The organism is Pseudomonas lurida (assembly GCF_013522705.1).
GTDB classification, from domain to species: domain Bacteria; phylum Pseudomonadota; class Gammaproteobacteria; order Pseudomonadales; family Pseudomonadaceae; genus Aquipseudomonas; species Aquipseudomonas quebecensis.
This window is the reverse complement of sequence record NZ_JAAMRE010000007.1, coordinates 110,223-133,127: the sequence shown is the minus strand read 5'-3', so window position 1 is coordinate 133,127 and position 22,905 is coordinate 110,223. Positions and strand designations below refer to the sequence as shown.

Genomic DNA, 22,905 nt, shown 5'->3' with positions numbered 1-22,905 from the left:
CAAAAGGCCTTTATGCGCTGTTTGGCCAATTGACAGCTCCAAAACGAGGGTTTTCACGCGCCTGATCGGCCTCAGTGTCAAGCCTGGCGGGCGCGACGTGGGGTCACAGGCTGGCCACTGTGATGGAACTCTGACCAAAACGACTGTTCTAGACACCTTCGCCGTTGCTTGCGTAGCATCGGCGGCGCCTCCACGTACCCCCTTTACTAAGAGCGATCCATGTCAATCCACCCAACACCCGGGCACGTACTGCCCGCGCGCAGCGCCGCCAAAATGGAAGCGGCCATGGCCGTGGGCGCCTTCGCGATCGGCACCGGCGAATTCGCCATCATGGGCCTGATGCCTGATATCGCCCAGAACCTGGGCCTGAGCGAACCCCAGGTCGGCCACGCCATCAGCGCCTACGCGTTGGGCGTGATGGTCGGCGCGCCGCTGCTGGCCATCCTTGGCGCCAAGCTGCTGCGCAAACACATGTTGCTGCTGCTGATGGGACTGTACGCCCTGGGCAACCTGGCCACCGCCTTTACCCCGACGTTCGGCTCGCTGGTGGCCTTTCGCTTTATCAGCGGCCTGCCCCACGGCGCCTACTTCGGCATCGCCGCCGTGGTGGCCTCCAGCATGGTGCCAAGCGATAAACGCGCCGGCGCCGTGGCGCGGGTGATGCTGGGCCTTACGCTGGCCATGCTGCTGGGCAACCCCATCGCCACCTTCCTCGGCCAACACCTGGGCTGGCGCTCGGCGTTCGTACTGGTCAGCGCCATCGCCCTGTGCACCATTGCCCTGGTCTGGCAATTCGTACCCCACCGCCACGACGAACAACGCAGCGACCCGCGCAAGGAACTGCGCGCCTTCACTAAACCCCAGGTTTGGATGGCTCTGGCTATCGGCGCGATCGGGTTTGCCGGGATGTTCTGCGTGTTCAGCTACCTGGCGCCGACCATGCTGGAAGTGACCAAAGTGTCGCCACAGTGGATCCCCTTCGGCCTGGCCGCATTCGGCGTGGGCGGGATCATCGGGAATATTGCCGGCGGCAAGCTGTTTGACCGCCTGCAGTTTCGCGCGGTGGGCTGGATCATGGTGTGGTCGATGGCCGTACTGATTTTCTTCACCTTCGCCGCCAGCTCGCTGTGGAGCGTACTGCTGGGCATCGGCCTGGTCGGCACCATGATCGCCATGGCCGCGCCGCTGCAGATCCGCCTGATGGACATCGCCCACGAAGCCCCAAGCCTGGCGGCGGCATCCAACCACGCCGCGTTCAACCTGGCGAACGCGCTGGGGCCGTGGTTCGGCGGCATGGCAATTAGCGCCGGGTACGGCTGGACCAGCACCGGCTACATCGGCGCCGCTACCGCACTGGTCGGCCTGGGCATCTACCTGATCGCCCGGCGCATGCCAGGCGGCCACTGACGCCACCCGCTCCACTGGAGATCAAACTGAGGGAGGGGACTTGCCCCCGATAGCGATGGGCCAGTCAACACACCACTGACTGACCCACCCCCCCATCAATCATCATGCAACAACCCCGAACCATACTCCCCATAACTGCTACCCAGCCCACTGCCGCCAAAATTCATCCTGGCGGCTTTGCTCGGGCTGTGGTCGCCGAAGGCTTGGCATCCGCCTGAAAAGCATGGGTCGCTGTTGACGGTGGGTGAGGATGAACACGCGCTTAGCAGCAACGCACCCGCGATCAACGCAACTTTGAAGAGGTTTGAAGTCATTTTTCGATTCCCTGTGGGCGGGAGGCACGGCGGTCCTCGCTGGAGGGATCGTAGACCTCCCGGCCGCGGGCGATGATGAAACTTTGACGGGGGACAGGATGGGTTCAGGTTGCCGCCTTGGCGCAAGGCGGCAGACAGTCGATCAGGCGACTGGCGTACCGAGCGCAGGTGCGACCTGGTCCTGAGCGCGGTCGACGAGAAGCGCGCTTAGCTCGATCAGTTGCTGGATGCCCAACACGATGGCGCGGTGGGGTTCTTCGAGGTCGAAGGCCAGAGTTGCGGCCATTTGGCTGGCGGACGCCAGGTTTTCGGCGGCGTTGGCCAGGAGGGTTTCGGTGTCGATGTTGGGGGTAACGGTGAAGAGGTTGGTGTTGGGTTGGTGGAGGGGCGAGGCGTCTTCATCTGGCGGCAGGTAGTGATGAATGGCCCGCTGGGCCGCTGCTTGAAGCTTGGCGTTTTGGGATGAAGCGCTTGATGCATGAGGCGGGTTAGGTGTGACTTTGTACATGGCGAAGCTCCTTAACTATTCAGGAACTACCAGTCTCACTTCCACATGAGAGGTGGCAGCTGTACGCAGGTGTGGAAGACCAGGGCTAAGGACCCGGTGCACCGAAGTGCCCCGCGCACAGCCGCCGAAACACATGATACAGGCGTAAAAAAACGCCGGTAGGTGTTTGTGACGATTGCGTCTTAGCTTGGTACGGACTTCCACATCCGACCGCTGGATTGGCAGCGGCTGGGGGAGGTTAGCTAGGGAGCGTCTGAGGGGCAAGCCGAGAAAAGCGTGGGATATTTCTTAAAAGGCCTGTCCCCGTACACGCTCTTTGATGTCGCTCCAATTCCAACACCCCCTGCAAACGTCAATATCTGACGCTATGTGGATGAGAGTGCGCACGCGTGAACCTAAATGTAGCGGCTCACGTTTGAAAACACGCGGGCTAGCGTTCAGCAGAATTTCTGGCTCATATTAGCTGCACCAGTCAAATGTCCCGGCTCAGATTAAAGGCAAGCAGACTTGCATTCGATGGAGCTGGCTTGCATTCCATTGAGGCGGGCTCACGCTGTTTGCATCACTCCGACAGTCCTGTTTTGTCTCATTAGGTTCTAGACGTTCGTCGTGACGCATCTCGAAAGGGCATTCAGATCCTTGTAATACGAAAATAACGTCTAATGCCCATGGCCCATTTGGGTATACCAAACAGCACAAACATCAATAGCATCCAGAATACGGAGAGGGATAACCTTTTAAAGTCCAAGTATAAAAAACCCAGCTTGAGCCGGGTTTTTTGCAAACCTAAATATCACTCAACGTATACTTATTTTCAACCATGAAGGCCGGCGCATTCCAGTTTGGACCTTTCCTTATTCCTCCATCAACATGTTCAACCACCCCTTCGAGCTCCATATTTTCAATAAGCTTCAAAAGCTCTAGGTTATTTGAAATATTCGCCCACCCATTCCTGCTGTAGAGTCGGTCTAGCATTGGATACGAAATTGGTTTGTTTCTTACAATAAAAAGAACTACATCCCTCGGCTCTTCAGCGACCACCACATCATTAATGTTACTCATTTTACTCTCCATATACTTGTTTAATTTCTGCAGCGATGGCTTCCGGCGTATAGAACAAATCGTCAGCATCTCTCAGTTTATAGTCTTCCAAGGTTGCAGTATGGGCATTATTCCAAACATTTCCTTCTACTCCATCAGCGACCCCGATCGCCCTGTAACGTTCCAACTCTCGCATTTCATGGGTGTAAAATCGTTTATCAACATCCGTAATAGATATGTGACCACTTAGGATCTTTTCTAGCCGATCAATCATGATCTTATTAGCATCAGAAGGTACGAATCGTGACGTATGCAGTTTAACCAGATCAATACCTTCCTGAGTCACCGTTGCCGTTGCCCAATCAAGATCTTGTGTTGGACCTCCGGCTTTATCAGGATTGTACACCCGCCCGCTGTGTATACCTTTAGTAGTGGCGCCTTCGTACGGACTACTAAATACCGCGTAAATCGGCGGCAACCCCGAATCTGCGGGGTAAACATAAATAGCGTCTCGGATGCCCAATTGGCTGGCGATCGGAAACGGCACGGCTTTGACCTCAATTGGAGTCAGAGTGATGCCGGTGTATACCGGAGTTTCCACCGGCTGTGCCGGAGTTGCCGTTGAGCTATTTCCTGGTAATGCAATCGGGAATGCCAGAGTGATCGGCGGTGTATCGGTTGTAGTAAACGTATAGGCGTTGGCCACAGGATCAAGCACCAATGCCCTTACCGGAATAGTGGGGGCTAGTCCCCCAGTAACCTGTGTGGCGACTACGGAATACTTCGATTGATCACCATAAAGCCGATATGGCACATCAACCGTCCCACCAGCCGCCGCTACCTCGAGAAGATTATCAGGCAGGCTAGGCGCCAGTTCCTTAGCGGGCAGGTCCAGCATTGTCGCGGGCAGCTCCCCGTTGCCAAGGGACTCTGAATACGTCAAAGCTCCAATACCGACCGCCGTTGCCGCACTCACAACTGTACCCAGCGCTACCTTAGCCGCTTTAATCGCCGCCTCCAACGTAATGCCTGAACCTGCCGTGACGGCAATAGAGCCTGCTGCCGCAGTCAGTTGCGTAGCGCCAGCTCCGGGCAGCCTGAACGTGTGAGCAGCTTTAAGTGCTGCGGCTTCAGCGGCTACCCTAGCAGCCTCTGCTGCGGCCGCTTCAGCTGCTACCCTTGCAGCCTCTGCTGCAGCCGCCTCATCGGCAATACGTTTTGCCTCGGCGTCTGCGCGTGCTTGATTAGCCTGCGCTTGAAGGTTCTGCTTCAAGGCATTCAAATAATCGATCTCGCGGTTGCTGTATTTCGCAGCATACGCAGCCTCAAGTGAGGCGTACCATTCTTTATAGTTCTTATCCGGAGGGTAATTTGTCTTGCTCCCGCTGATTGCATCTTTAATAAATTGCATAGTCGGGAAACGAAAGAAGTCTCCGTAGTAGTACTTATCAGCAATCACTTTTTGAGCAGCGGAAACCTGTGCTTTTTGAGCGATCAGTGTATCTACCGAACGAATATGCTGTTCGATTTTATCGACTTCGCTCGCCGGGCCACCTTCATTTTGTTCTATTGCAGCAATACTTTTTGAAATAGTTTCTGGCATAGATTGTAGATTCGTCGCAAAGCTCGCCTCCTGATCATTAACATTCTTGGAAATCATAGGGGGATATGTGTTAAGCACATAAGTACGCGTTGCAGCGTTAATGAGCTGTCCGGTGTGACTATGTGAGAAATCACTGTCACCACCACCTCCTCCGAATGTCTGAGGTTCATATTTATTAATATCGTTGATTACAATTGGTGGTAAATAAATCGTATCGTCATTAGCCATAGTGAATTTCCTTTTCGCTATTCAGTTCAAAAGTCTCATATCTCAGTAAAATGAACGGCGAGTTATCCCATCACCTTACTACGATCTGACGAACGGCTTCGGCTCTCAAATTTTCTGTTTGAGAACTCAAAGAACAAAAATCCCCGTCTTGTGCACTCTTCATCATGTCGCACACAAACTGTATGTACATACAGGTCGAAAGGCAAAAAAAATGCATTTGTGCATAATTTCAGATGCGAGCCGCCGCGATTAACCCCGCTGAGGCCCAATTCTGTAGTGGATGTCTGTCGCTCCGATCCTGCGGCGTCATCCACTTGTAAGCATCTGAGGCTGTGTGAGTGAAATGTGAGCGTAAAGGTTGTGAGGACTGCGTACTGCATCACGCAGTTCCGAAAGCGCTAGGCGTTGGAGCCACAACACAGGTTGAATGGCTTGAAAGGCACTCAAGAACCTTGAAGACGAAGCTAGCGATATTGCCCTCGAAAATCCCACGGCGGCCGGCGACGTCTCCGATTGTGTTTTCAAAAGCATCGACAAACTCGCCCAGTTTCCTTCGATGGGCCGTAAAGGACAGGTTAAACGGACTCGGGAGTGGGCAGTGCCAATGGGGCTATCTGATCCCATAAGTGGTGAACAGCACGGAACACCCTCTCCGACACCCACCATCCATCCCTGATAAACTGCGCCCCATCCGCCACGTTGACTCAGACCCCCAATGCCCCTACAAGCCGCCCCCCTCTCCCGCCGCTTCTCCGTCGCACCCATGATGGATTGGACGTAGCGCTCCCGAAAACCGCCACTATCCCTGCTTTCGAAGCATTGAGCGGCCGTTCTCGTAGCAAATTCTAAGCAAGCACAGTTTACTAGACCACTGCTATGCTTAGCCCTTTTAAGCGGGGTGACATACATGGCAGGGGAATACTCACTCCCAGATTTGCTTGAACGAATGTACGAGAATCAGCTCGCGTTGGAAGCAGCTCTGATGGAGTTGGCTCTTCAAAGCGAAAAGCAAGGCTTGGATGAGGTCGGTGACAACGTACGTGGTGCTCTATTCGTGATCGGCGAAAACGCTGGGCACATCAAGCAGGGCCTGGCGAAGCTACGAACGAATCGACTCTGACAAAGCACACCCCGATTGTGTAGGGGTATGTGGGAGATTTTGTGGGATAGCCCGTGTTTCCTGGTGCTGAACCACGTCCGCAGCACGTCGTATAAATGCTCGATGGGCATTGAATGGCATAGATTGGCGTACGGTTTGCCCCAAATCTGCCCCACACCGCGACCTGAGCAGTGCACTCAAAACCAATATCAGACTCAGTAGTTTAGCGGTCCTGCGCCATTACATTAGCCAGGTTAACTCAAGTTGACAGCGACATCATTTTGCCATAACTTAATTTTTTAGTCATAACAGCTATGACGAGTTAAAAAAATAGTAGCATCTGGCACTCTTGCATCAATGCTTTACTATTTGAAATCTCCTTGTAACTTTCAAAGCAATTTCGAAAAATACTTTAACACACTGAGTTATCACAGAAATGTTAGACGATCTTACTACCGCCATTAAAGCCCAACTGTACGAGCGTGCTACAAGCCCTCTTCTTGGATCATTCCTAATTTCTTGGTGCATAATAAACTACAAAGTATTATTGATTGTTTTCTCCAGCCTAAGCGGTCCAGAAAAAATAACATATATAAATATGAATCTTTTCGCGAACAAAAATGACTATCTAACGATGGGTTTTTTATTTCCTCTCGCCACATCTCTTGCTCTGATTTTAATTTACCCATACCCTGCAGCATGGATTTATAAAATCTCCCGATCCCACCACAAAGAATTGAAAAAAATCAAACAAGCCATAGAGGACGAAACTCCCTTAACCCAAAAAGAAGGTAGAGAGCTCAGGACAATAGCTATAAGGCAGCAAGCGGCCGCAGACGTCGCAATTCAAAAACATCTTGAAGAAATAAAAACACTAAAAACTATAATTTCACAACTGGAACCAAACAACGTACAACTTGCGGACCAAATACACACGAAAGAAAAAGAACGCGTGGATATACAACGCAAGCTAGACGCGGCTCTAAAGGACATCGAAACCCTTGAAGAATTGGTTAGCAATCCTAATACCGGTACATCCATAGACTTTAATAATCTAGAGCCATTTGAACTTATAGAAAGGCAAGGAAATCAAAGAAAAACGTCAGCGCCTCTTGGAAACATGGGTCGAGAATACATCTTTAAAACAGCGATCGAAGCCATAGAAAAATATATTCAAGACATCAAACCGTTCGGAAATATCAACTGCTCAGTATATATCGCAAATGAAAAAGTCTATACATCCTACCCCACTACTAACGGCGAGTTAGTTCAGGCATGGGGAAGTTTAGACGTAGAGGCCATATCAACTAGCACCTTGACTATAATGAACAACCTTAGAAATCATCGAGAAAAATCCTGAAACTTCATCGCCCGGACTATTCATTCAAAACTGGACGCAAAACTGTCTATTAAGACCTATATAATAATAGGCGAAAATGTAGTTCCGGCCTAGTATTTGGCTATCTGCATGCAACGACCCAAAGGTGTTTAAGCTTAGTCGTATAGCTCGGGCTCATCATCTCACGCCGCATGGCCCAATCTGGATTACTGGGCACACTGGCTGACCGCAGCGTTCCCCTCCCCCAGCGATCATTGATCTTGTCCAATACGCTCATTACTCGGGAGGACTCGGCTGGCTGCGAAGTAGCGAAAAGATCATCTGTATACTCGCCGGGCTGACACAGGTTGAGCAGCATCACTTCGGCCTTACTGTATTTGAAGCCTGGCTGGTAAATGCGATCGACCGCATCAACAACCGCCTTTGTTAGCAGTCGCACGTCATCGGTGGGATATGGCATATCTACCACCACTCCGTTGGCATACTTCGCCTCCTCTGGATTGAACATGCCCGTGCGGATGCATACACGCACCTTCTTGCATAGCGATCCCTGGGCCCGCAGTTTTTCTGAGGCACGCATCATGTAGGTGGCCAACGCTTCCTTAATCGGTGGTAGATCAGTCAGGCGCTTGCCAAACATCCGGCTGCAGCAGATTTCCTGCTTGGGCGGATCGGGTTCATCTAACTCTAGACAAGACGTGCCGCCCAGCTCCCTGGCCGTCTTCTCGATCACAACGCTGAACTTCTCGCGGAGAGTCCATGGGTCCGCCTTAGCCAAGTCCATGGCAGACTTTATGCCCATCGTATCGAGGTGAAGTTTCATCTTTCGGCCAACGCCCCACACCTCCGCCACGTCCGTATTACGCAGCACCCAGTCCCGCTTAACCGGATCGGTGATATTGACCACACCACCGGTCTGCGCTTGTAGGCGCTTCGCGGTGTGGTTTGCCAGTTTCGCCAGGGTCTTTGTATGAGCGATACCAACACCTACAGGTATGCCGGTGCAGCGAAGTACCTGGGCGCGGATCTGCCGGCCTATGGCATCCAAATCACCGACACCGGTCAGATCGGCGAATGCCTCGTCGATGCTATACACCTCAACTGCCGGCACCATCGCCTCAATCAGACTCATGACGCGCTCGCTCATGTCGCCATACAGCGCATAGTTAGAGGAGAACGGGACAATGCCGTGTTGCTTGAGCTTGTGCTTGATCTGAAAATACGGCTCGCCCATCTTGATGAACGGCTTCGCGTCGTAGCTGCGCGCGATGACACAGCCGTCGTTATTGCTCAGCACCACGATGGGCACTTTCGCCAAGTCTGGTCGGAATACCCGCTCGCAACTGGCATAGAAGCTGTTGCAGTCGACCAGCGCAAAGGTCGGTTGCGGCTTAGACATGGCTGCGCACTGTGCTGGTGATCACACCCCAGATTGACAGCTCATCCCCTTCGAGCACGTAACGCGCCGGGTATTTGGGGTTCTCTGATAGAAGGATCACCTCCCGGCCGCGCTTGCATAGGCGTTTGCAGATGGGCTCATTGTTCAGCAGCGCCACTACGACATGCCCGTGAGCGGGCTCAATGGCACGATCCACCACCGCGAGGTCCCCTTCGAAGATACCAATCCCTTGCATGCTTTCCCCGGTGATGGCTACCAGGTACACATGCGGTGCGCGGATATTCAGTACCTCATCCAATGAGATGTGCTGCTCAATGTGATCCGCTGCCGGCGAAGGGAAGCCAGCTGGAACCTGGAACGAACACATAGGCAGCTTCGCGCCTGCCTCAGCGATAGGACCTAGAATGGTGAAGCTCATGATGCGGCCTTTTACAGATACTGTACGAATGTACAGTTAACTTTGTAGGACGCTTGCGGACAGTTTTTCTGTAGGGGATTTCGACAGACGGAGAAGGCGTATGTGCGGACGATTTGTGCAGTACGATGGGATGGCTATCTTCATTGAAGAACTAAGCCCCCAAATAGAGCTATTCAGCGGTTATGACGCTCAGCCAATTGATCGCTACAACGTCGCTCCCTCGACACGGGTTCAGTTGCTGCACGCCGCAAAGGATGGGCTGCATATCGATGCAGTCAAATGGGGATGGGCGCCGTTCTGGGCCAAGGGCAAACGCCCCGACCCGATTAACGCACGCGTAGAGACGGTCACCACGGGAAAATTCTTCAAGCAACTTTGGCCGAATGGCCGAGCCCTGGTGCCGAGTGAAGGGTGGTATGAGTGGGTCAAAGACCCTGACGATCCGAAGAGAAAGCAGCCCTACTTCATTCGCCTGAAGAGTCAGAAACCCATGTTCTTGGGTGCACTTGCCCAAGTTCATCCCGGCCTGGATCCACACGACGGCGATGGATTCGTGATCATCACCGCCGCCAGTGATCAGGGCATGGTGGACATACACGACCGCAAGCCTTTGGTGCTGACGCCAGAGCACGCTAGGGAATGGATCGACCCCGACCTTACTCCAGCCCGCGCCGAGGAAATAGCAAAGGAATGTTGCCAGCCTGTGGAGGACTTTGAGTGGTATGCAGTTGGCAAAGCCGTGGGGAGTGTGAAAAACCAGGGGGCTGACTTACTGCTCCCAGTGCCATGCAAGGATGTTTGATGCTTTCAGAATAGTCCTCCCAATGCGGCTGGCTCCCAGTTCATGATCACCAGTTCACCACTAACGTCACTGTTTCCTTGCCGTTGGTTGGATGTGGTGTATCGAATGTCCACCATCTCAAAGTGAAACCCCTCAAATACTCGCCGGATATCAGGATGATCGTTGATGCTGACCATCACCTTGCCTTTACAACGCCGCATAAAGTCGGCCATGCGCTCGTAATTCTCAAATGGAAAATCCACACCATAGCCGGCGGTCTGCCAGTAAGGTGGATCCATGTAGTGGAACGTATGGGCACGGTCGTAGCGCTCGGCACATTCAAGCCACCCCAGGTTTTCAACATAAGTGCCGGATAAACGCTGCCACGCTGCAGACAGATTTTCCTCGATCCGGAGCAGGTTAATGGCCGGGCCGGTCGTTGCAGTGCCAAACGTCTGTCCAGTCACTTTGCCGGCAAAGGCATGATGCTGCAGGTAAAAGAACCGGGCGGCACGCTGGATGTCAGTCAGCGTTTCCGGCCTAGTCATCTTCTGCCACTCGAACACCTGGCGGGAACTGAGCGCCCATTTGAATTGGCGCACGAACTCTTCAAGGTGGTTCTGCACGACACGGTACAGCGTCACCAGGTCGCCATTAATGTCATTCAGGACTTCAACCGGCGCGGCCTGGGGCCTCATGAAGTAGAGCGCGGCACCGCCGGCAAAGACTTCAACGTAGCATTCGTGTGGCGGGAAGAGCGGGATAAGGCGGTCGGCGAGGCGGCGTTTGCCGCCCATCCAAGGGATGATAGGTGTAGACATAAAAAGCAAGACCTTTGCTGTATGGATAAACAGTGCTAGGCTCGCTCCGCTTTGTGCACGAAGCAGGAGCCTTGGCTGGACTTGCAGGGATGATCTGCGGGGAAGGTGGCCGGGTTGGATGTTGACGCATCCTGCCCAGCCGCTCCTTTTACTTCTGTGTAGAAACTTCTTTTGCGTAAGCCTGACAGGCCCGCAGGGCGATCAATCCTCGGTCGCCGGCATCGGTGATTCCGATAATTCGTTGAGCATGCGCTGGGTCAAGTTGGGCTCTTGTGGTGCCATGAACCACGCGGCCGGTGGCGGTGGTGGCTGGCACTGAACAGCTGCCGGTGGTTTCGGTGGCGGCGAGTACGACTGACAGCCGCAGATCAGCAGTAGCCAGGCGATCACGCAGACGAGCCTGCTTGATTTGCTCATCGGTCAATTCCTTGTAGTGGGTTTCGTCTTTGTTCTGCAGGCGGAGCTCCAGGGCACGGCGCTTGTCCTGCTCGGTACGCTGCAGAGCAGCAGACGCTTGGGATATTTCGTTGAGGGTGTCCGCCTGCAGGCGGGCTTGCCGCTCCAGCACGCTGCGATAACGCCAGTCCTGAGCAGTCCAGGCCAATGCTGCAGATCCTGCGACCACCACCACTAACAGCAAGCTGATAGCGGCGATGCGGAACTGCGCGGGAATCAGATCGAAGAAACGCATAACACCGCCCTCGCCCTGGCCCACAACTGCAGCCGATCCTCCAGGCCATTTAGGCCGCCGTTGATCCGGCGAGTGATGGTGTTGAACTGGTCCTGATCCGCGAGCGCATTAAGCCCGTTTACAGACCAGAACCACGCCGCCGACTCTGCCGCCCATTGCGGCTGCTCGAGCAGCTCGGGGGTGCGCAACAATCGCTCATCGCCGAACAGTGCCAGACTGCAGCGCAGGTAGTTATCGTGCCCGGTGACCTGGATCAACCCTCGGCCGCGATACTGCTGACCATCACCATCTGCAGCCGGGGTATTACCAAGCTTGGCAGCCAGAGTGCCGGTATCGTATTTACTCAGGTATTGATCCCCGCCCAGTTCGCGGACGTACTGCAGTTGACCGGACTCGTGACCAAGCTGCGCCAGGAAAGCAGCCTGGCGTTTCGGTGTATTGATCTGCCGATGCGCCATTGCCGCGTTCAGGGCAGATACAAAAACGCCCGCTTGGCGGCGGGCGTTTGGCATGATGCGTTGTAGCTGTTGTTCAGTAATGGTCATAAAAACTCCGGGCAAAAAAATACCGCACTCAAGCGGCGGTGAATTGCATTACAGCTTCTCGACGCTCACGACTTTGAGCGGCTTCGTTTCCTTCTTTTTCTTACCCTTGGATTTGCCTTGCTTGCCGGCATTGCACTCGACCGTGGTCGACCAGCCAGATTGGGTAAACACCTGTTCCACCGAATCCGCCAGGTATTCGCCATCCAGCCCGACCTTGAAGCCCTGGGCGTTGATCAGGCGCTCGGCAAAAATGTCAGTCCGGCCAGGCATCTCGAAACGCACGTCAGCGGTCGAGCGATTGAACGCGGCCAAACGGGCCTTGGCGGCCGCCTCTGCGGCAGTCTTGTTCGGGTAGATATGTCGGTCGGTATGAACGGCCGGCAAGCCTTCAGGGGCGTCGTCGTTGTCGATGGTGACCACCGCCAATTTGCCGTCCTTTTTGTTCTGATGCTTGGTCGCCACGGCCTTGTGCGAGTTGCGATCCCCGAGGCTAAACTGCCAACGACTGAGATCGCTCCTCATCAGGGTGATCGCGCCGAACGCCTTACCCGTGGAGGTCTGGCCACCTTGACGCGGCATCACCAACAACTTGCCGTCCGCGACCTTGGCCGTACAGTCGTATTGCTTAGCCAGACGCGTGATGAAATTAAAGTCGGACTCGTTGAGCTGATCCACACGAGCGACCTTCGTCGCCACCGGACAGCCGGCCTGCCAGCCGTTTCGAGCCGCGATGTCGGCCACGATCTTCGACAACGGCGCATCCTCCCAGCTTCCGCTGCGGATAGTCTTACCACTGCCGCGCATATCGCTGGCTTTACCCTTGATCACAATCGTGTCCGGAGGGCCGGAAACTTCGACCGTGTCGACCGCGTAAAGCCCCAGGCGCATCAAAGACGTTTCGGCATAGCCCAGGTGAATCTCGATTGAGCTACCGCGCCGGGGCAACTGCACCTGGCCGTCACGGTCATCGATACGCAATTCAAACTCGTCGGACTCCATACCCGGCTTGTCAGAAGTCCTAAGCAACAACAAGCGATCATTGATCTTGGATGTAATATCGGCACCGTCGGCAACGATACGAAAAGTGGGGGTCATGGTTTTATTCCAAAGAAAAACCCGCACAGGGCGGGCTGAATACAGAGTTTTCTTACGGTTAACGCAACGGGCCGCACGGAGTCAGTCCCACAAGCTAATCCCTTCCTCAGTCGGGACTGGCAGATCCGGTAGCACGATCACCACACCAGCGCGGAAAGGCTGCGGCTCGTCTGCCAGGCCCTGATTGGCATCCAGCACGGCCTCGACACTGCCGTTCAAGTGCCCATAAACGTTATTGCAAATGACATCGAGCATGTCCCCGTCAGACGTTCTGCATATCGTCGCCATAGCGCGTGAACTCCAGAGTGAATACTTGTTTACGCGGAATACCGCCGTGCAGCAGCGAGCCCTGCTCTTCGTTGATGGACTTCAGGCACCAGGTGCCGATCACCTCGCCATAGCCCGTGGTCAGGGTCAGCGGCTGCAACCGGGCGCCGATGGTGCGCAATGTGTCAAGCTGCTTGAGTCCCCCCTTGAAGCCTGGGTAAATCGTACCTTTGAGTGTGAGCTTTTCATCGCCCATGCCCACGGCCTGCTGCGCCGGGCGCCGCGATAGTCTCTCCTGTGAAGCCCAGCGGAATTCGGTCGAACGACTCAATTCGTCGAAGGCCGCTGTATCCAAATTGAAGTAGTACGGCTGAATCTTAGGATCCTTGGGCTGGATGATCAGCAAGTGCGGGAATGGCTTCACCGCTTCTGGCGCTGGTGTGGCATCTACGGCAAACGCGCTGGTGGGCACGATGTTTGCCAATGACGGACTGACCTTTCCGGCGACCTTGTTGATCGCCGTCGCAGCTTTTCCCGCCTGCTCCTTCAGCGCCCCCATTCGCTCCTGCACTTCGGCGGCGCCCCGTGTCGCACGACTGTACACAGCGAGCACCTGGCCGGCCTTGGCCTGTGCCGCATCCACGCCGCGCATCACCCGCTGGAGCTTGGCACCGACAGCAGGCCCCACGAACGGGATATTTTCCAGCTCGGCCGCTGCACCCGTTATCTCCCTTATTGCACCGTTGACGGGCCCAAGCATGCCCTCAGCACTACGTCTACCAGCCTCCCCGGCTTCAACCAGGTACTTGAAGCCCGACTGCATCTGTTCCATATAAGCCATAAGCCCTCCTTACAGGTGCGGTTCGTCGTACAGCTTCGCGGCGTTTTGCTTCGCCGCATCAGCCATCATTAACCGCATGTGCGGCATGAGGTCTTGCGCCAAGCGTTGCGGGTCTTTCACATCCCCTTGCACCGTAACCGGCATATTCAGTGAATACTGAAACTGCTGATCCACTTTGGCCGGGACAGGCTTTTCCGGCTCTTTGGGCTGGATCGCTACAGCCGCTGGCTTGGTCGGCGCTGACACGGCTAGAGAGCGCGCTACATCACCCAGAACCGGCGCTTGCGGTGCAGGTGCCATCAGCAATGCACCCGAACCGTCCGCCCGGTTGAATGACTTGCCCATGGCGGCCAAGCTTGGAATGGCTGGGCCCGGTCGAGGCGCCATCAACAAAGGCGTAACCGGCGGCGCAGGCTTTTCGTCCTCCCCTCCGAACCACGACTTACCTGCAGCACCGCCCAGCGCCGAACCACCCATGCTGCCTAAGTAAGCGCCTACCAGCCCACCGATAGCGGTGCCGATGATAGGCACCACCGAGCCAATAGCTGCCCCTGCAGCAGCACCGGCCATGGTGCCAGCGAGATTGCCGGCGGCAGCGCCATAACCCTGGGCCTTTTCGTCCTTGGTCTTAGCATTCTCATAGGTGTCAAAGGCCATGGCGCCGGCCTCGATGAGCGAGCCGCCAGGTATTGCCTTGGCGGCTTTACCGATCTTACCGACCGCTTGCACAACCCCGCCCAGTTTCGCCATCGCTCCGCTGGGAACCGGAACTGGTGGAATAGGCGGGCTTGGGACCGGCACCGGCAGCCTTGGCAACGACGGACTCGGGACCGGCAGTGCAGGCCGTGGCATTGGCGAACGCGGGGCCGGTATTTCAGGCCGTGGCACAGCCGGACGCGGGACCGGGACTGCAGGCCGTGGAACTGGCGGACGCGGGACCGGCACACGGGCACGTAGCGAGCTACCCGCCCGAAGCGGCACCGGCCGACGACGCGAAGAACCACGTCTTGAACCCCGACCACGCCGGCGGGTTTCGCCTCTCGTTCCAGCGGGCCCTCCCATTGCACCCAAATTAACGACAAAAACCTTTTGAACGCCGTCGCCACTCGCCGCCGTATTGTCATCCGTCGCGCCGTCATCGCTAGATACAGCTTCTTTTGCGAGCGAAACCACTTTAAGGCCAGTCGAGACAATGTCTAACTTGCCGGACTTCTTCTCTTCCTTTCCATCACCATCAGCTGACTCACCCTTGAGTGCAGCTACAGCCTTGAGACCAGTCTCAACTAACGACAGGGCTTTGCCGGCCTTGCCTTTGGGATCGCCGCCCTTTCCAACGCCGCCAGCGCCATCCTTGGAGTTGGTCACAAAGACTTTTTGCACTTCGCCGGACTTACCACCCAACGAGCCACGCGCGACGTTGAGTAGACCTTTAGCGATTTTGAACGAGCTGAGCAGGCCCTTGAGCGCGATAAGCCCGCCACCGACCGCCGTGATGCCAGTGACAACGCCGGGCGCGCTGTCAGACAACGAGGTGATACCCTTCGTAACTTTGCTCAGCGCTTCAGCCACGGTGTCCGTAACCGGACGCAGGGCGTCACCAACGCTGCGCATTGCGTCATCCATCGACTGAGCCATTTCGGCCCACTTCTGCGACGACGCCTCCCGTCGCTCGCTGAGGTTTTTGTCGAGGATGCCCGTTGCTTCACGCGAATCGTTTTTGAGCTGGCTGTACAGCGCCTTGTTCTGCATATAGGCAGCAAGTGCAGCCTTTACCTGCATATCAGCGAACAGGTCACCGGTGCGCAGTGACTCTTCAAGCGAGGCCATCATGGCCTTGGCTTTCTCCGGGTCCGATTCCTTGCTGATCTTCGCCGTCGCCTCGGCCATTGCCGCCGCGCGCTTCGGATCAGTGGCCTGGATGTACTTCTGTGCCAACGACATGCTGGTCTCAAGCGTGGACATCCCGTTTTGCAAACCGGTCTGCATTGACCCCTTGTAGTCGATACCGGCCTTTGCATACGCCTTGACGGTGTCGCCGGAACCGATTTTGCTCATCCAGTTCTTGAGGTTGTTCGCCGCCTCATCGGCGCCGCCTGCAGACTTCATCTGCACTTGCAGCATGGCCCCCAGCTGCGTCACCGCATCCATGCCGGTGATGCCGAGGCTGCCCATATTCGCCAACAGTTCGGGGAACCATTTGGCCATGTCTGCCGCTTCAAAGCTCCCCGCCTGCCCTTGGAAGGCAATAGCTTCCAGAGCCTGCTGCATCTGCTTTGGATCGGTAATCTTGGCGTTCTGCCCCAGGGCGTTGATCATCTTCGCGGTATCGACACCGTTCGAGCCTTGACCTACGACAAACTTGGCCGCGACCGGCGCGTACTCCAGGGCCTTGCTCAAATCCATACCCGCGCCGACCAACTGGTTGACCACGTCGGCCACGTCGTTGCGCGCCATGCCGGTGTCGCGCGAGGTATCGATGATCTTGCGCGACATCTCCTGTTCTTGCGGTTTGTTGGCAATACCGGCCTTGATCGCGATGTCACGAACAATGGCCCCAAAATCCGCGCTGACCTTGGTCGGAACAGCTAGCATGCCAACACCGACGACAGCGGCGCCGACAGTGCTTTTCATGCCGTTCTTACCAGCATCCAGTTGCTGATGTCCGCGGGCCTTAAGCTCAGCTTTGTTGGCGGTCTGTCCCATCGAACGATAGGCCTTTTCCAGCCGGCCGACCTCGATGCCCTGCTTTTTCAAACTGTCGAGATTGGAGTTCAATCGCCCCAGCAGCTTGGATGCTCCCTCGGAGCCACTGTCATGGGCTTTCTTCCATTCATCACGCAATCGAATGGTGTCGCCGATAGTGCGCTGCAGAACACGCGCTTTATTGCCTTCCGCCTCAAGACGCTTGATGCGCCCCGTTACATCTTTAAACGCAGCACCGACAGTCGAACTGACGGCGCCGCCGATCACCAGCCCGAGGGCGATCTTGTTCGCCATGTCACGGCCCTCTTTTGCATAGCCTTATCGAAGGCGGCTCAATCCGTGAGCCACCAAACCATTTCCGCAAACGGCATCGACAGAATCTCAGCAGCGGAAAATCCCGTTTCCGCCGCAAGACGTTTCGCGGCCATTTTTATGACGTGAGGGTTAAACCCCGTCGTCTTGGTCCATTCGAAAATAGCCGGCCTGCAGGCGGTTAAAATCCACCAACATCAGGCCCTCCAGATCAGCAACAGGCGCCCCGGCAAGCGCGGCAAACAAAATCAGCTCTCGCTGTTCGTCATTTCCGCCCGCGTCACGATTAGCCGTGCGCACATCGCCAACAGTCGGGGAGCGCAGAGACAACGTATCAACCGACACCCCGTTGATGACGCTCGGACAGGAAAGGGTGACCAAGGCCCGATCTGTGTTAACCGACAGCCACGGCGGCATCGAATCCGAATAGTCGGTTTCGGGGACCAGGTGCGAGTAAGCGGCTTGAACACGGCGATAGTCCGCCAGCTTGAGGCCTTCAAGATCCTTAACGCCTACCTCTGCCAATCCCGCGAACAACACCAACTCGCGCTGTTCATCGTCGCCATTAGAAGCGCGGTCGGCAGCTCGCACTTCACGAACCATCGGGGCACGCAAGGTCAAGGTCTCGACCTGTACGCCGTTGGCACTGCTCGGCCGCGTGAGCGTCACGACGGCAGCGAGCGCAGTCAGCGACAGCCAGGCCGGCACTTCTTTAAAAGTTGCTTTATTCATTTGGATCTACTCCCTTAGAGGCCGAGTGCCGCGCGAACATCAGCGAGTTGATCTTTACCGTCGATTACCTGAACACCGGCGACCATGTCGATCTCGTAGATGACCCGGCCGTCAATTTCGAGCTTGTAGTAGGAAGGCGCCACGGCATGTTTGATCTCCGCCGGGTCACCAGCTTTCCAGTCCCCGAGGTCGACCTCTTTAAGCAACCCACGCAGAGTGGCGACCACAGCCGTCACTGCCCCTTTTTGCCCCCTGAAAGCCCCTCGGAACGTCGCGTTGAAGGCCGTGCCATCTGCCAGGCCGAAGTACTTCAACGACTCTCGACGCACACCCTTAGTGACAAAGGAGGCTTCCATTTTTTCCAAGCCCTGGGCCATCTCGATGGCACCGGCCATCCCGCCAGCGCGGTACTCGTCGGTCTTTACCGTCAACTTGGGCAAGGTCAGACTCGGCACGTCGCCGGCGAAGTTCACACCGTCGACAAACAGGTTCGTGTTAAACAAGGTTTGAGGAATCATTGACTGGGCCCCTTAGGCTGCTTCAAGAACTTCGGTCATCCACTGATCGGTGACTTCGAAAAGGAAATTCGGGTTTTCTGCCGGTGGCACATCGGTGAAGCGAATGCGCCAGTAAACTTTGCCCTGGGAGATCTGGCTGGCCGTGTTCAGCTCGGTGTCCGGGTACACCTCAAAATTGATAATCGCGCCCTGGGCTTTCAGGTCACGCATGAACGCGTCCAGTCCATCCGTCACGTCCTTGACGTAGGTCTTGGTGATCGAGCGGTCCACGGCCCACTTGTGGCCGGCCTGCACCGCATCCATGAGGATGAACAGCGTGCGAACACGCGTGACGAATGCCCATTTCGGGTCGCTCGACAGTGTGCGGTTACCCCACAGGCGATAGCCGTCGTCGCGGATGATCGTTGCGATATTGGCGTTGTTCAGCAGGTTGGCCCGACACGTCTCGTCACCGTCCAGATACTCGACAGCCCTGGTCGTGCCAGTGATACCGGTGAATTCCTTGTTAGACGGCGATGCCCAGAAGCCATATTCGGCATCGGTCCAGGCGAACAAGCCCGCTGCCCAGGCGGAGCCCGGCGCATCGACCGTCTTGCTGAGCTCGGTGTCCCAGTACTGAACACCCGGATCCACCATGAACAGGTTGCGACTTCCGAAGTTGTCGGCATAGAGCATCGCCGCCTCATCCGTGGTCCCAGGGCCATCGAGAATGCCGATTGCCCGCAGTTTTTGCGCCAGGCTGTCGAGCGCGGTGGCGACTGCCTGAGTGGCGGTGTGGCCGGGTGCAATCAACAGACGGGGCTGCGCGTTGTACAAGCTTTTCCCATCGAGCAAGGCTTGTAAGCCGGTACGCTGACCAGAGGCGAGCACGCCACCAATGATCGCCGAGGTCTGCAGTGCCCCGTCTTCCAGCTTCGGTACGCCAATGGCGACAATCACCGCCTTGGCCTTGGTATAAATCGCCTTGCAGGCCTTGGTGATCGCTGAGTCAGCGCCGAAGGCAGCAATAGCCTCGCGCTCGGAGGTGATCAATTTGAGCTCGCCGGCCTTGGCAGTGCCACCGCCAAGGGCGCCAGGGGTGAAGGTGTCGCAAAGTCCGATAATGGAAGACGACGGCAAGGATATGGTGCGCGCGCCCGTCTTGATGTCAGTCGTAGTAACGCCGTGGAAGAAACTCATAAAGCAAATGCTCCAGAAACGAAAAAGCCCCGCAAAAGCGAGGCCGGGAGGGTTTATGTGTTGCGTACAACGGAATACAAAACGCCCCGACAGTGCGGGGCGTTATTGGGTGTGTTCGGCGATCCAGCCAGGTTTTTTGGGTCGGTATTTTTGAACTGGAAACTTGGTTGATTGGGGCCAGTCGCGCAGGGCCTGGACGTAATCAAGCAGCTCACCAGATTGCTGCACGGTCAGGGTGGTAGTTCGGTCTGAATCAACCTCGTCACGGTGTCGCTCCCTGAGCCATTTAACGCTTTCAATTTCGGCGTCGCGCCAGGCCCGTTCCGATACAGCCAGATCGAGCGTGAAGGCGGGTTTCGGCTTACCGCCGTCTTTCAACCATTGTTCATAGTCATCCCAGAAGCGATGGCCTCGAGGAACTGTTGCGCCGTCTGAGAGCTGAATAACCGTGTCGGGGTCTGTGGTGAGTTGATAGTTCATGTTCGCTCCTACAGTTCGGCGTCAGCTGTTGCATGGATGTAATAGGACTGGGCAGGCACACCTACGTCGCCGTTATCAATGGCGACGCCACGGGTACCGACGATGGACGAGCGCGCATTGCTGGTCGAAAAGTCATCGCTCCCGGATCGGAACTGGCCAGGTCTTCCTGATGCGTTAGGGCTGTAAAGACGTACGCTGGGTATCATTCGCTTTTCAACCTTGTAGCTCCACATGACCACGGGCTGGCTGGCAGCACCGGTTTGGTTCATGTACACCACGCTCATCAGGGCTCCGCTACCGCCGGATGAATCCGAAGGTGCGACCTCGTGAGAGAAGGTTTTCTCGTAATAGCGTTGGCATAACGCCAGCTCCTGCGCAAAGGTACGAAGTTCCATTTCAGTTGCGATCGTTCCACCCTCGATCTGCACCGAGGCCAGGTCCAGAGTGTAATTTCCTTTACCCAGACTGCCGAATACCAGTTCGAGATAGTCGCCGGTTACAGCGCGATTTTTGCCCTTAATCGACGGCACATCCAGCGTAACGACGTACCTTTTGAATTCGGTGGTTACCGTAATTTCCGCGCCAACTCCCGCGCCTGCGTCAGAACCTCCTGGGCCAAATGACTGGCGTAAAATTACCCCGCACTTATGGCTGATGGATGAGCGCATATAAAAAGAAATCGTTGCACTCTTGCCCGCTAACACCTCCACACCCTCAATGCGTTGGCTGATATTCACGCCATCGTTGGCGCCTGAACGGGCAACTCTTAACGCATACGTCCCTTCGTTGAATCCGGCGCCTGGTTCAAAAGCAATTCGGCTCCATGTTGCGGTTGAGTTTGCGGGTAAGTAGACAATCCATCGATCCGGTCCATAAAACGCCTGAGGGGGGCCTGCCAGGTTACCAACTTGACCTGTTACGCCTCGCTGCCAAATATCGAAATTGCCGTTTATCAAACGATTTTTTCGGAAGACATGGGCCGGGAATGCCTGGCTTGGACTCTCAATCTGCGCGCGCACAGCCTCAGTGTTTGTGACTCGTTTCGAGCGGTCGTCCAGCGATGGTGTTGGCGCGTATTGCCCACCAGCCCACTGAAACATCAGGGGCGTGGTACCCAGGGTAATGGGCGCGTCTGTGGTCAAGTGCCACCAGGTGTCGCCGTTCACAGCGCCACGTTCGACATGAACCAATAAACCAGGCGTCACCTCGCTGCCGATATCGGCATCCGTAGCGCGCGTCCAGATGTCAGCGGTGGTGAGGTACAAACCGTTGTCTTTACCCTGGGCCTGATCTTTCACCAACACCCGCGAGCCCACCGGCACCGCGACGCCGTCGATGGTCTGCGCTCCCGCCAGAACGATAGGAGCGGTGGTGGCCACCAGCACGGACTGTTTCACGTCCTGCTGATTGATCGCATCAATGATCGAGTCCGTGACGAACTTGCGCGTGGCGAGCACTACCGCCGGATCGATCATCAGCACCACGTTGGCCGCGCTGGAAACGATGAAGTTCATACGCACCACTTGCGTCCGGCCAGAGCCCTGGGACATCAGCGGCTTGTAGCTGGGCGCGCAGTTGGCCACGGCGACCAGGTCGCCGTCACCGTCATACAGTCCAATCTCCCGAATCCACCACCCGCCCTCGTCAGCCGGGATTATCTGCTCGGCAATGAGGATGTTGGCGTTGGCCGTGTCGATCGACAGCTTGTTCAATGGCCGGCGGCGGCGTTCGTTGATCAGCTTTTTCTGGTTTCGGTCGGGGATTGGGTCGGTGCCGTTTGCATCACCCACGCCCATCTCGGTGAGTTTCCAGGGGATGCCCAGCGCGTCCGCATTGGCCTGTTTGGCTTCACCGACAGCTGTGAGGATCGCAAAAAACTGAGTGTTGGGATCGATCATGGGTAAATATCCAAAGTGTCAATAGAGTGTTCGCGGCAAGGGGTGCCGATGTGGCATGTGAAGCTGATTACCCCTGGTGCCGGTGGATAAATGTCGAGGGTGTCGATTGTGTGTTCCCGTCCGGGGGCACTTATGACGCCCGTGGTGACAACGTCGCGGGGGACTGGCGGATAGACGTCGATTTCATCGCCGTCGTAGGTGCTCGCGAAAATGTTGATGCTGCCGGTGGTTTCGAGGCTGATGGCCAGTCCGGTTAAGCGCCGGCTGACGGGTTTGGCGTCATCAATCAGCCGTTCCAGCTCCTGATACATTTCTTCGGTGATCCCGGTGTCCAACACTCCGACCTTTAATGCAAAGGTGCCGGGGACCCCTTCGGGCTTCATGTTGAACCATTCGATAACCTCAATCAGATAGCCCAGCGGCTCGACCACGCGGCGTAACGCGCCGATGGTGCCTTTGTGGGCATGAATGTAGTAAGAAGCCTTGATAGCGGCGCGCTTGGTCGCCTCGGTCCATCGGTAGTCCCAGCGGTCGACAGACCACGCCCACGCCAAGTGAGGCAATAGGTGACCGGGGCAGGTATCGGCGTTGTAGAGATCGCGCAACGGGACGATTGTTTTCTCGAAAAACGTTGCCTCCATCGCGCGCTCCAGATGCGTGCTGTTGATCGGCAATAGGCTTTTCAT

Annotated in this window: 24 protein-coding genes; 5 read left to right on the top strand and 19 right to left on the bottom strand. The window is 56.0% G+C overall.

Going from position 1 to position 22,905, the window contains the following annotated elements:
• Positions 1–219: 219 nt before the first annotated feature.
• Positions 220–1,407, top strand: coding sequence for an MFS transporter (locus tag G7025_RS08715; protein WP_181078176.1), 1,188 nt, complete (start codon positions 220–222; stop codon positions 1,405–1,407).
• Between the two features lie 95 nt (positions 1,408–1,502).
• Here G7025_RS08715 and G7025_RS26755 read toward each other — a convergent pair whose 3' ends face one another.
• The 4 genes from G7025_RS26755 to G7025_RS08700 form a co-directional block, all read right to left on the bottom strand.
• The gene (locus G7025_RS26755; protein ID WP_253511354.1) at positions 1,503–1,721 is read right to left on the bottom strand and encodes a hypothetical protein; all 219 of its coding nucleotides are present in this window, start codon (positions 1,719–1,721) and stop codon (positions 1,503–1,505) included.
• 142 nt (positions 1,722–1,863) lie between these two features.
• Positions 1,864–2,229: a DUF6124 family protein gene (locus tag G7025_RS08710; protein ID WP_181078175.1), complete on the bottom strand. Its 366-nt coding sequence runs from the start codon at positions 2,227–2,229 to the stop codon at positions 1,864–1,866.
• A 786-nt stretch (positions 2,230–3,015) separates the two neighbouring features.
• Complete coding sequence (locus tag G7025_RS08705; protein ID WP_181078173.1) at positions 3,016–3,291, bottom strand: hypothetical protein; 276 nt, start codon at positions 3,289–3,291, stop codon at positions 3,016–3,018.
• A gap of 1 nt (position 3,292) precedes the next feature.
• Complete coding sequence (locus G7025_RS08700) at positions 3,293–5,101, bottom strand: S-type pyocin domain-containing protein (RefSeq protein ID WP_375139326.1); 1,809 nt, start codon at positions 5,099–5,101, stop codon at positions 3,293–3,295.
• 472 nt (positions 5,102–5,573) lie between these two features.
• Between G7025_RS08700 and G7025_RS26750 the strand changes: the two genes are divergently transcribed.
• The 3 genes from G7025_RS26750 (at position 5,574) to G7025_RS08685 (ending at position 7,560) form a co-directional block, all read left to right on the top strand.
• On the top strand, positions 5,574–5,777 hold the full coding sequence (locus tag G7025_RS26750) for a type II toxin-antitoxin system RelE/ParE family toxin (protein ID WP_308811964.1): 204 nt from the start codon (positions 5,574–5,576) through the stop codon (positions 5,775–5,777).
• 231 nt (positions 5,778–6,008) lie between these two features.
• Positions 6,009–6,221, top strand: coding sequence for a hypothetical protein (locus G7025_RS08690; protein ID WP_181078171.1), 213 nt, complete (start codon positions 6,009–6,011; stop codon positions 6,219–6,221).
• 415 nt (positions 6,222–6,636) lie between these two features.
• Positions 6,637–7,560, top strand: coding sequence for a hypothetical protein (locus G7025_RS08685; RefSeq protein ID WP_181078169.1), 924 nt, complete (start codon positions 6,637–6,639; stop codon positions 7,558–7,560).
• A gap of 100 nt (positions 7,561–7,660) precedes the next feature.
• Here the strand turns inward: G7025_RS08685 and umuC are convergent, their stop codons facing one another.
• Together umuC and G7025_RS08675 are read right to left on the bottom strand one after the other, a co-directional pair.
• Positions 7,661–8,938: a translesion error-prone DNA polymerase V subunit UmuC gene (gene umuC, locus G7025_RS08680; RefSeq protein ID WP_181078167.1), complete on the bottom strand. Its 1,278-nt coding sequence runs from the start codon at positions 8,936–8,938 to the stop codon at positions 7,661–7,663.
• On the bottom strand, positions 8,931–9,356 hold the full coding sequence (locus tag G7025_RS08675) for a LexA family protein (protein WP_181078165.1): 426 nt from the start codon (positions 9,354–9,356) through the stop codon (positions 8,931–8,933). The genes umuC and G7025_RS08675 overlap by 8 nt, the downstream gene beginning before the upstream one ends.
• A 100-nt stretch (positions 9,357–9,456) precedes the next feature.
• Here G7025_RS08675 and G7025_RS08670 point away from each other — a divergent pair, with 100 nt between their 5' ends.
• Positions 9,457–10,158: an SOS response-associated peptidase family protein gene (locus G7025_RS08670; RefSeq protein ID WP_181078164.1), complete on the top strand. Its 702-nt coding sequence runs from the start codon at positions 9,457–9,459 to the stop codon at positions 10,156–10,158.
• 5 nt (positions 10,159–10,163) lie between these two features.
• Here the strand turns inward: G7025_RS08670 and G7025_RS08665 are convergent, their stop codons facing one another.
• The 13 genes from G7025_RS08665 to G7025_RS08605 form a co-directional block, all read right to left on the bottom strand.
• Positions 10,164–10,958: a DNA adenine methylase gene (locus tag G7025_RS08665; protein WP_181078162.1), complete on the bottom strand. Its 795-nt coding sequence runs from the start codon at positions 10,956–10,958 to the stop codon at positions 10,164–10,166.
• Between the two features lie 148 nt (positions 10,959–11,106).
• Positions 11,107–11,649, bottom strand: coding sequence for a lysis system i-spanin subunit Rz (locus tag G7025_RS08660; RefSeq protein WP_181078160.1), 543 nt, complete (start codon positions 11,647–11,649; stop codon positions 11,107–11,109).
• On the bottom strand, positions 11,631–12,194 hold the full coding sequence (locus G7025_RS08655) for a glycoside hydrolase family 19 protein (RefSeq protein ID WP_181078159.1): 564 nt from the start codon (positions 12,192–12,194) through the stop codon (positions 11,631–11,633). Before G7025_RS08655 ends, G7025_RS08660 begins: the two co-directional genes overlap by 19 nt.
• A 48-nt stretch (positions 12,195–12,242) precedes the next feature.
• Entirely contained in the window at positions 12,243–13,289 is a 1,047-nt protein-coding gene (locus tag G7025_RS08650) for a phage late control D family protein (RefSeq protein ID WP_181078157.1), read from the bottom strand.
• Positions 13,290–13,370: 81 nt separating this feature from the next.
• A complete protein-coding gene (locus G7025_RS08645) occupies positions 13,371–13,577 on the bottom strand; it encodes a tail protein X (RefSeq protein WP_181078155.1) in 207 nt (68 codons plus the stop codon).
• Entirely contained in the window at positions 13,552–14,397 is an 846-nt protein-coding gene (locus G7025_RS08640; protein WP_181078154.1) for a phage tail protein, read from the bottom strand. The genes G7025_RS08645 and G7025_RS08640 overlap by 26 nt, the downstream gene beginning before the upstream one ends.
• A gap of 9 nt (positions 14,398–14,406) precedes the next feature.
• A complete protein-coding gene (locus tag G7025_RS08635; protein WP_181078152.1) occupies positions 14,407–17,394 on the bottom strand; it encodes a phage tail tape measure protein in 2,988 nt (995 codons plus the stop codon).
• Between the two features lie 150 nt (positions 17,395–17,544).
• The gene (locus G7025_RS27000) at positions 17,545–18,144 is read right to left on the bottom strand and encodes a phage tail assembly protein (protein ID WP_181078151.1); all 600 of its coding nucleotides are present in this window, start codon (positions 18,142–18,144) and stop codon (positions 17,545–17,547) included.
• A 14-nt stretch (positions 18,145–18,158) separates the two neighbouring features.
• Entirely contained in the window at positions 18,159–18,662 is a 504-nt protein-coding gene (locus G7025_RS08625) for a phage major tail tube protein (protein WP_181078149.1), read from the bottom strand.
• 12 nt (positions 18,663–18,674) lie between these two features.
• Positions 18,675–19,841, bottom strand: coding sequence for a phage tail sheath subtilisin-like domain-containing protein (locus G7025_RS08620; protein WP_181078148.1), 1,167 nt, complete (start codon positions 19,839–19,841; stop codon positions 18,675–18,677).
• Between the two features lie 102 nt (positions 19,842–19,943).
• The gene (locus G7025_RS08615; RefSeq protein WP_181078146.1) at positions 19,944–20,321 is read right to left on the bottom strand and encodes a phage tail assembly chaperone; all 378 of its coding nucleotides are present in this window, start codon (positions 20,319–20,321) and stop codon (positions 19,944–19,946) included.
• A gap of 8 nt (positions 20,322–20,329) precedes the next feature.
• A complete protein-coding gene (locus tag G7025_RS08610) occupies positions 20,330–22,219 on the bottom strand; it encodes a phage tail protein (protein WP_181078145.1) in 1,890 nt (629 codons plus the stop codon).
• The gene (locus G7025_RS08605; protein WP_181078143.1) at positions 22,216–22,905 is read right to left on the bottom strand and encodes a phage tail protein I; all 690 of its coding nucleotides are present in this window, start codon (positions 22,903–22,905) and stop codon (positions 22,216–22,218) included. The genes G7025_RS08610 and G7025_RS08605 overlap by 4 nt, the downstream gene beginning before the upstream one ends.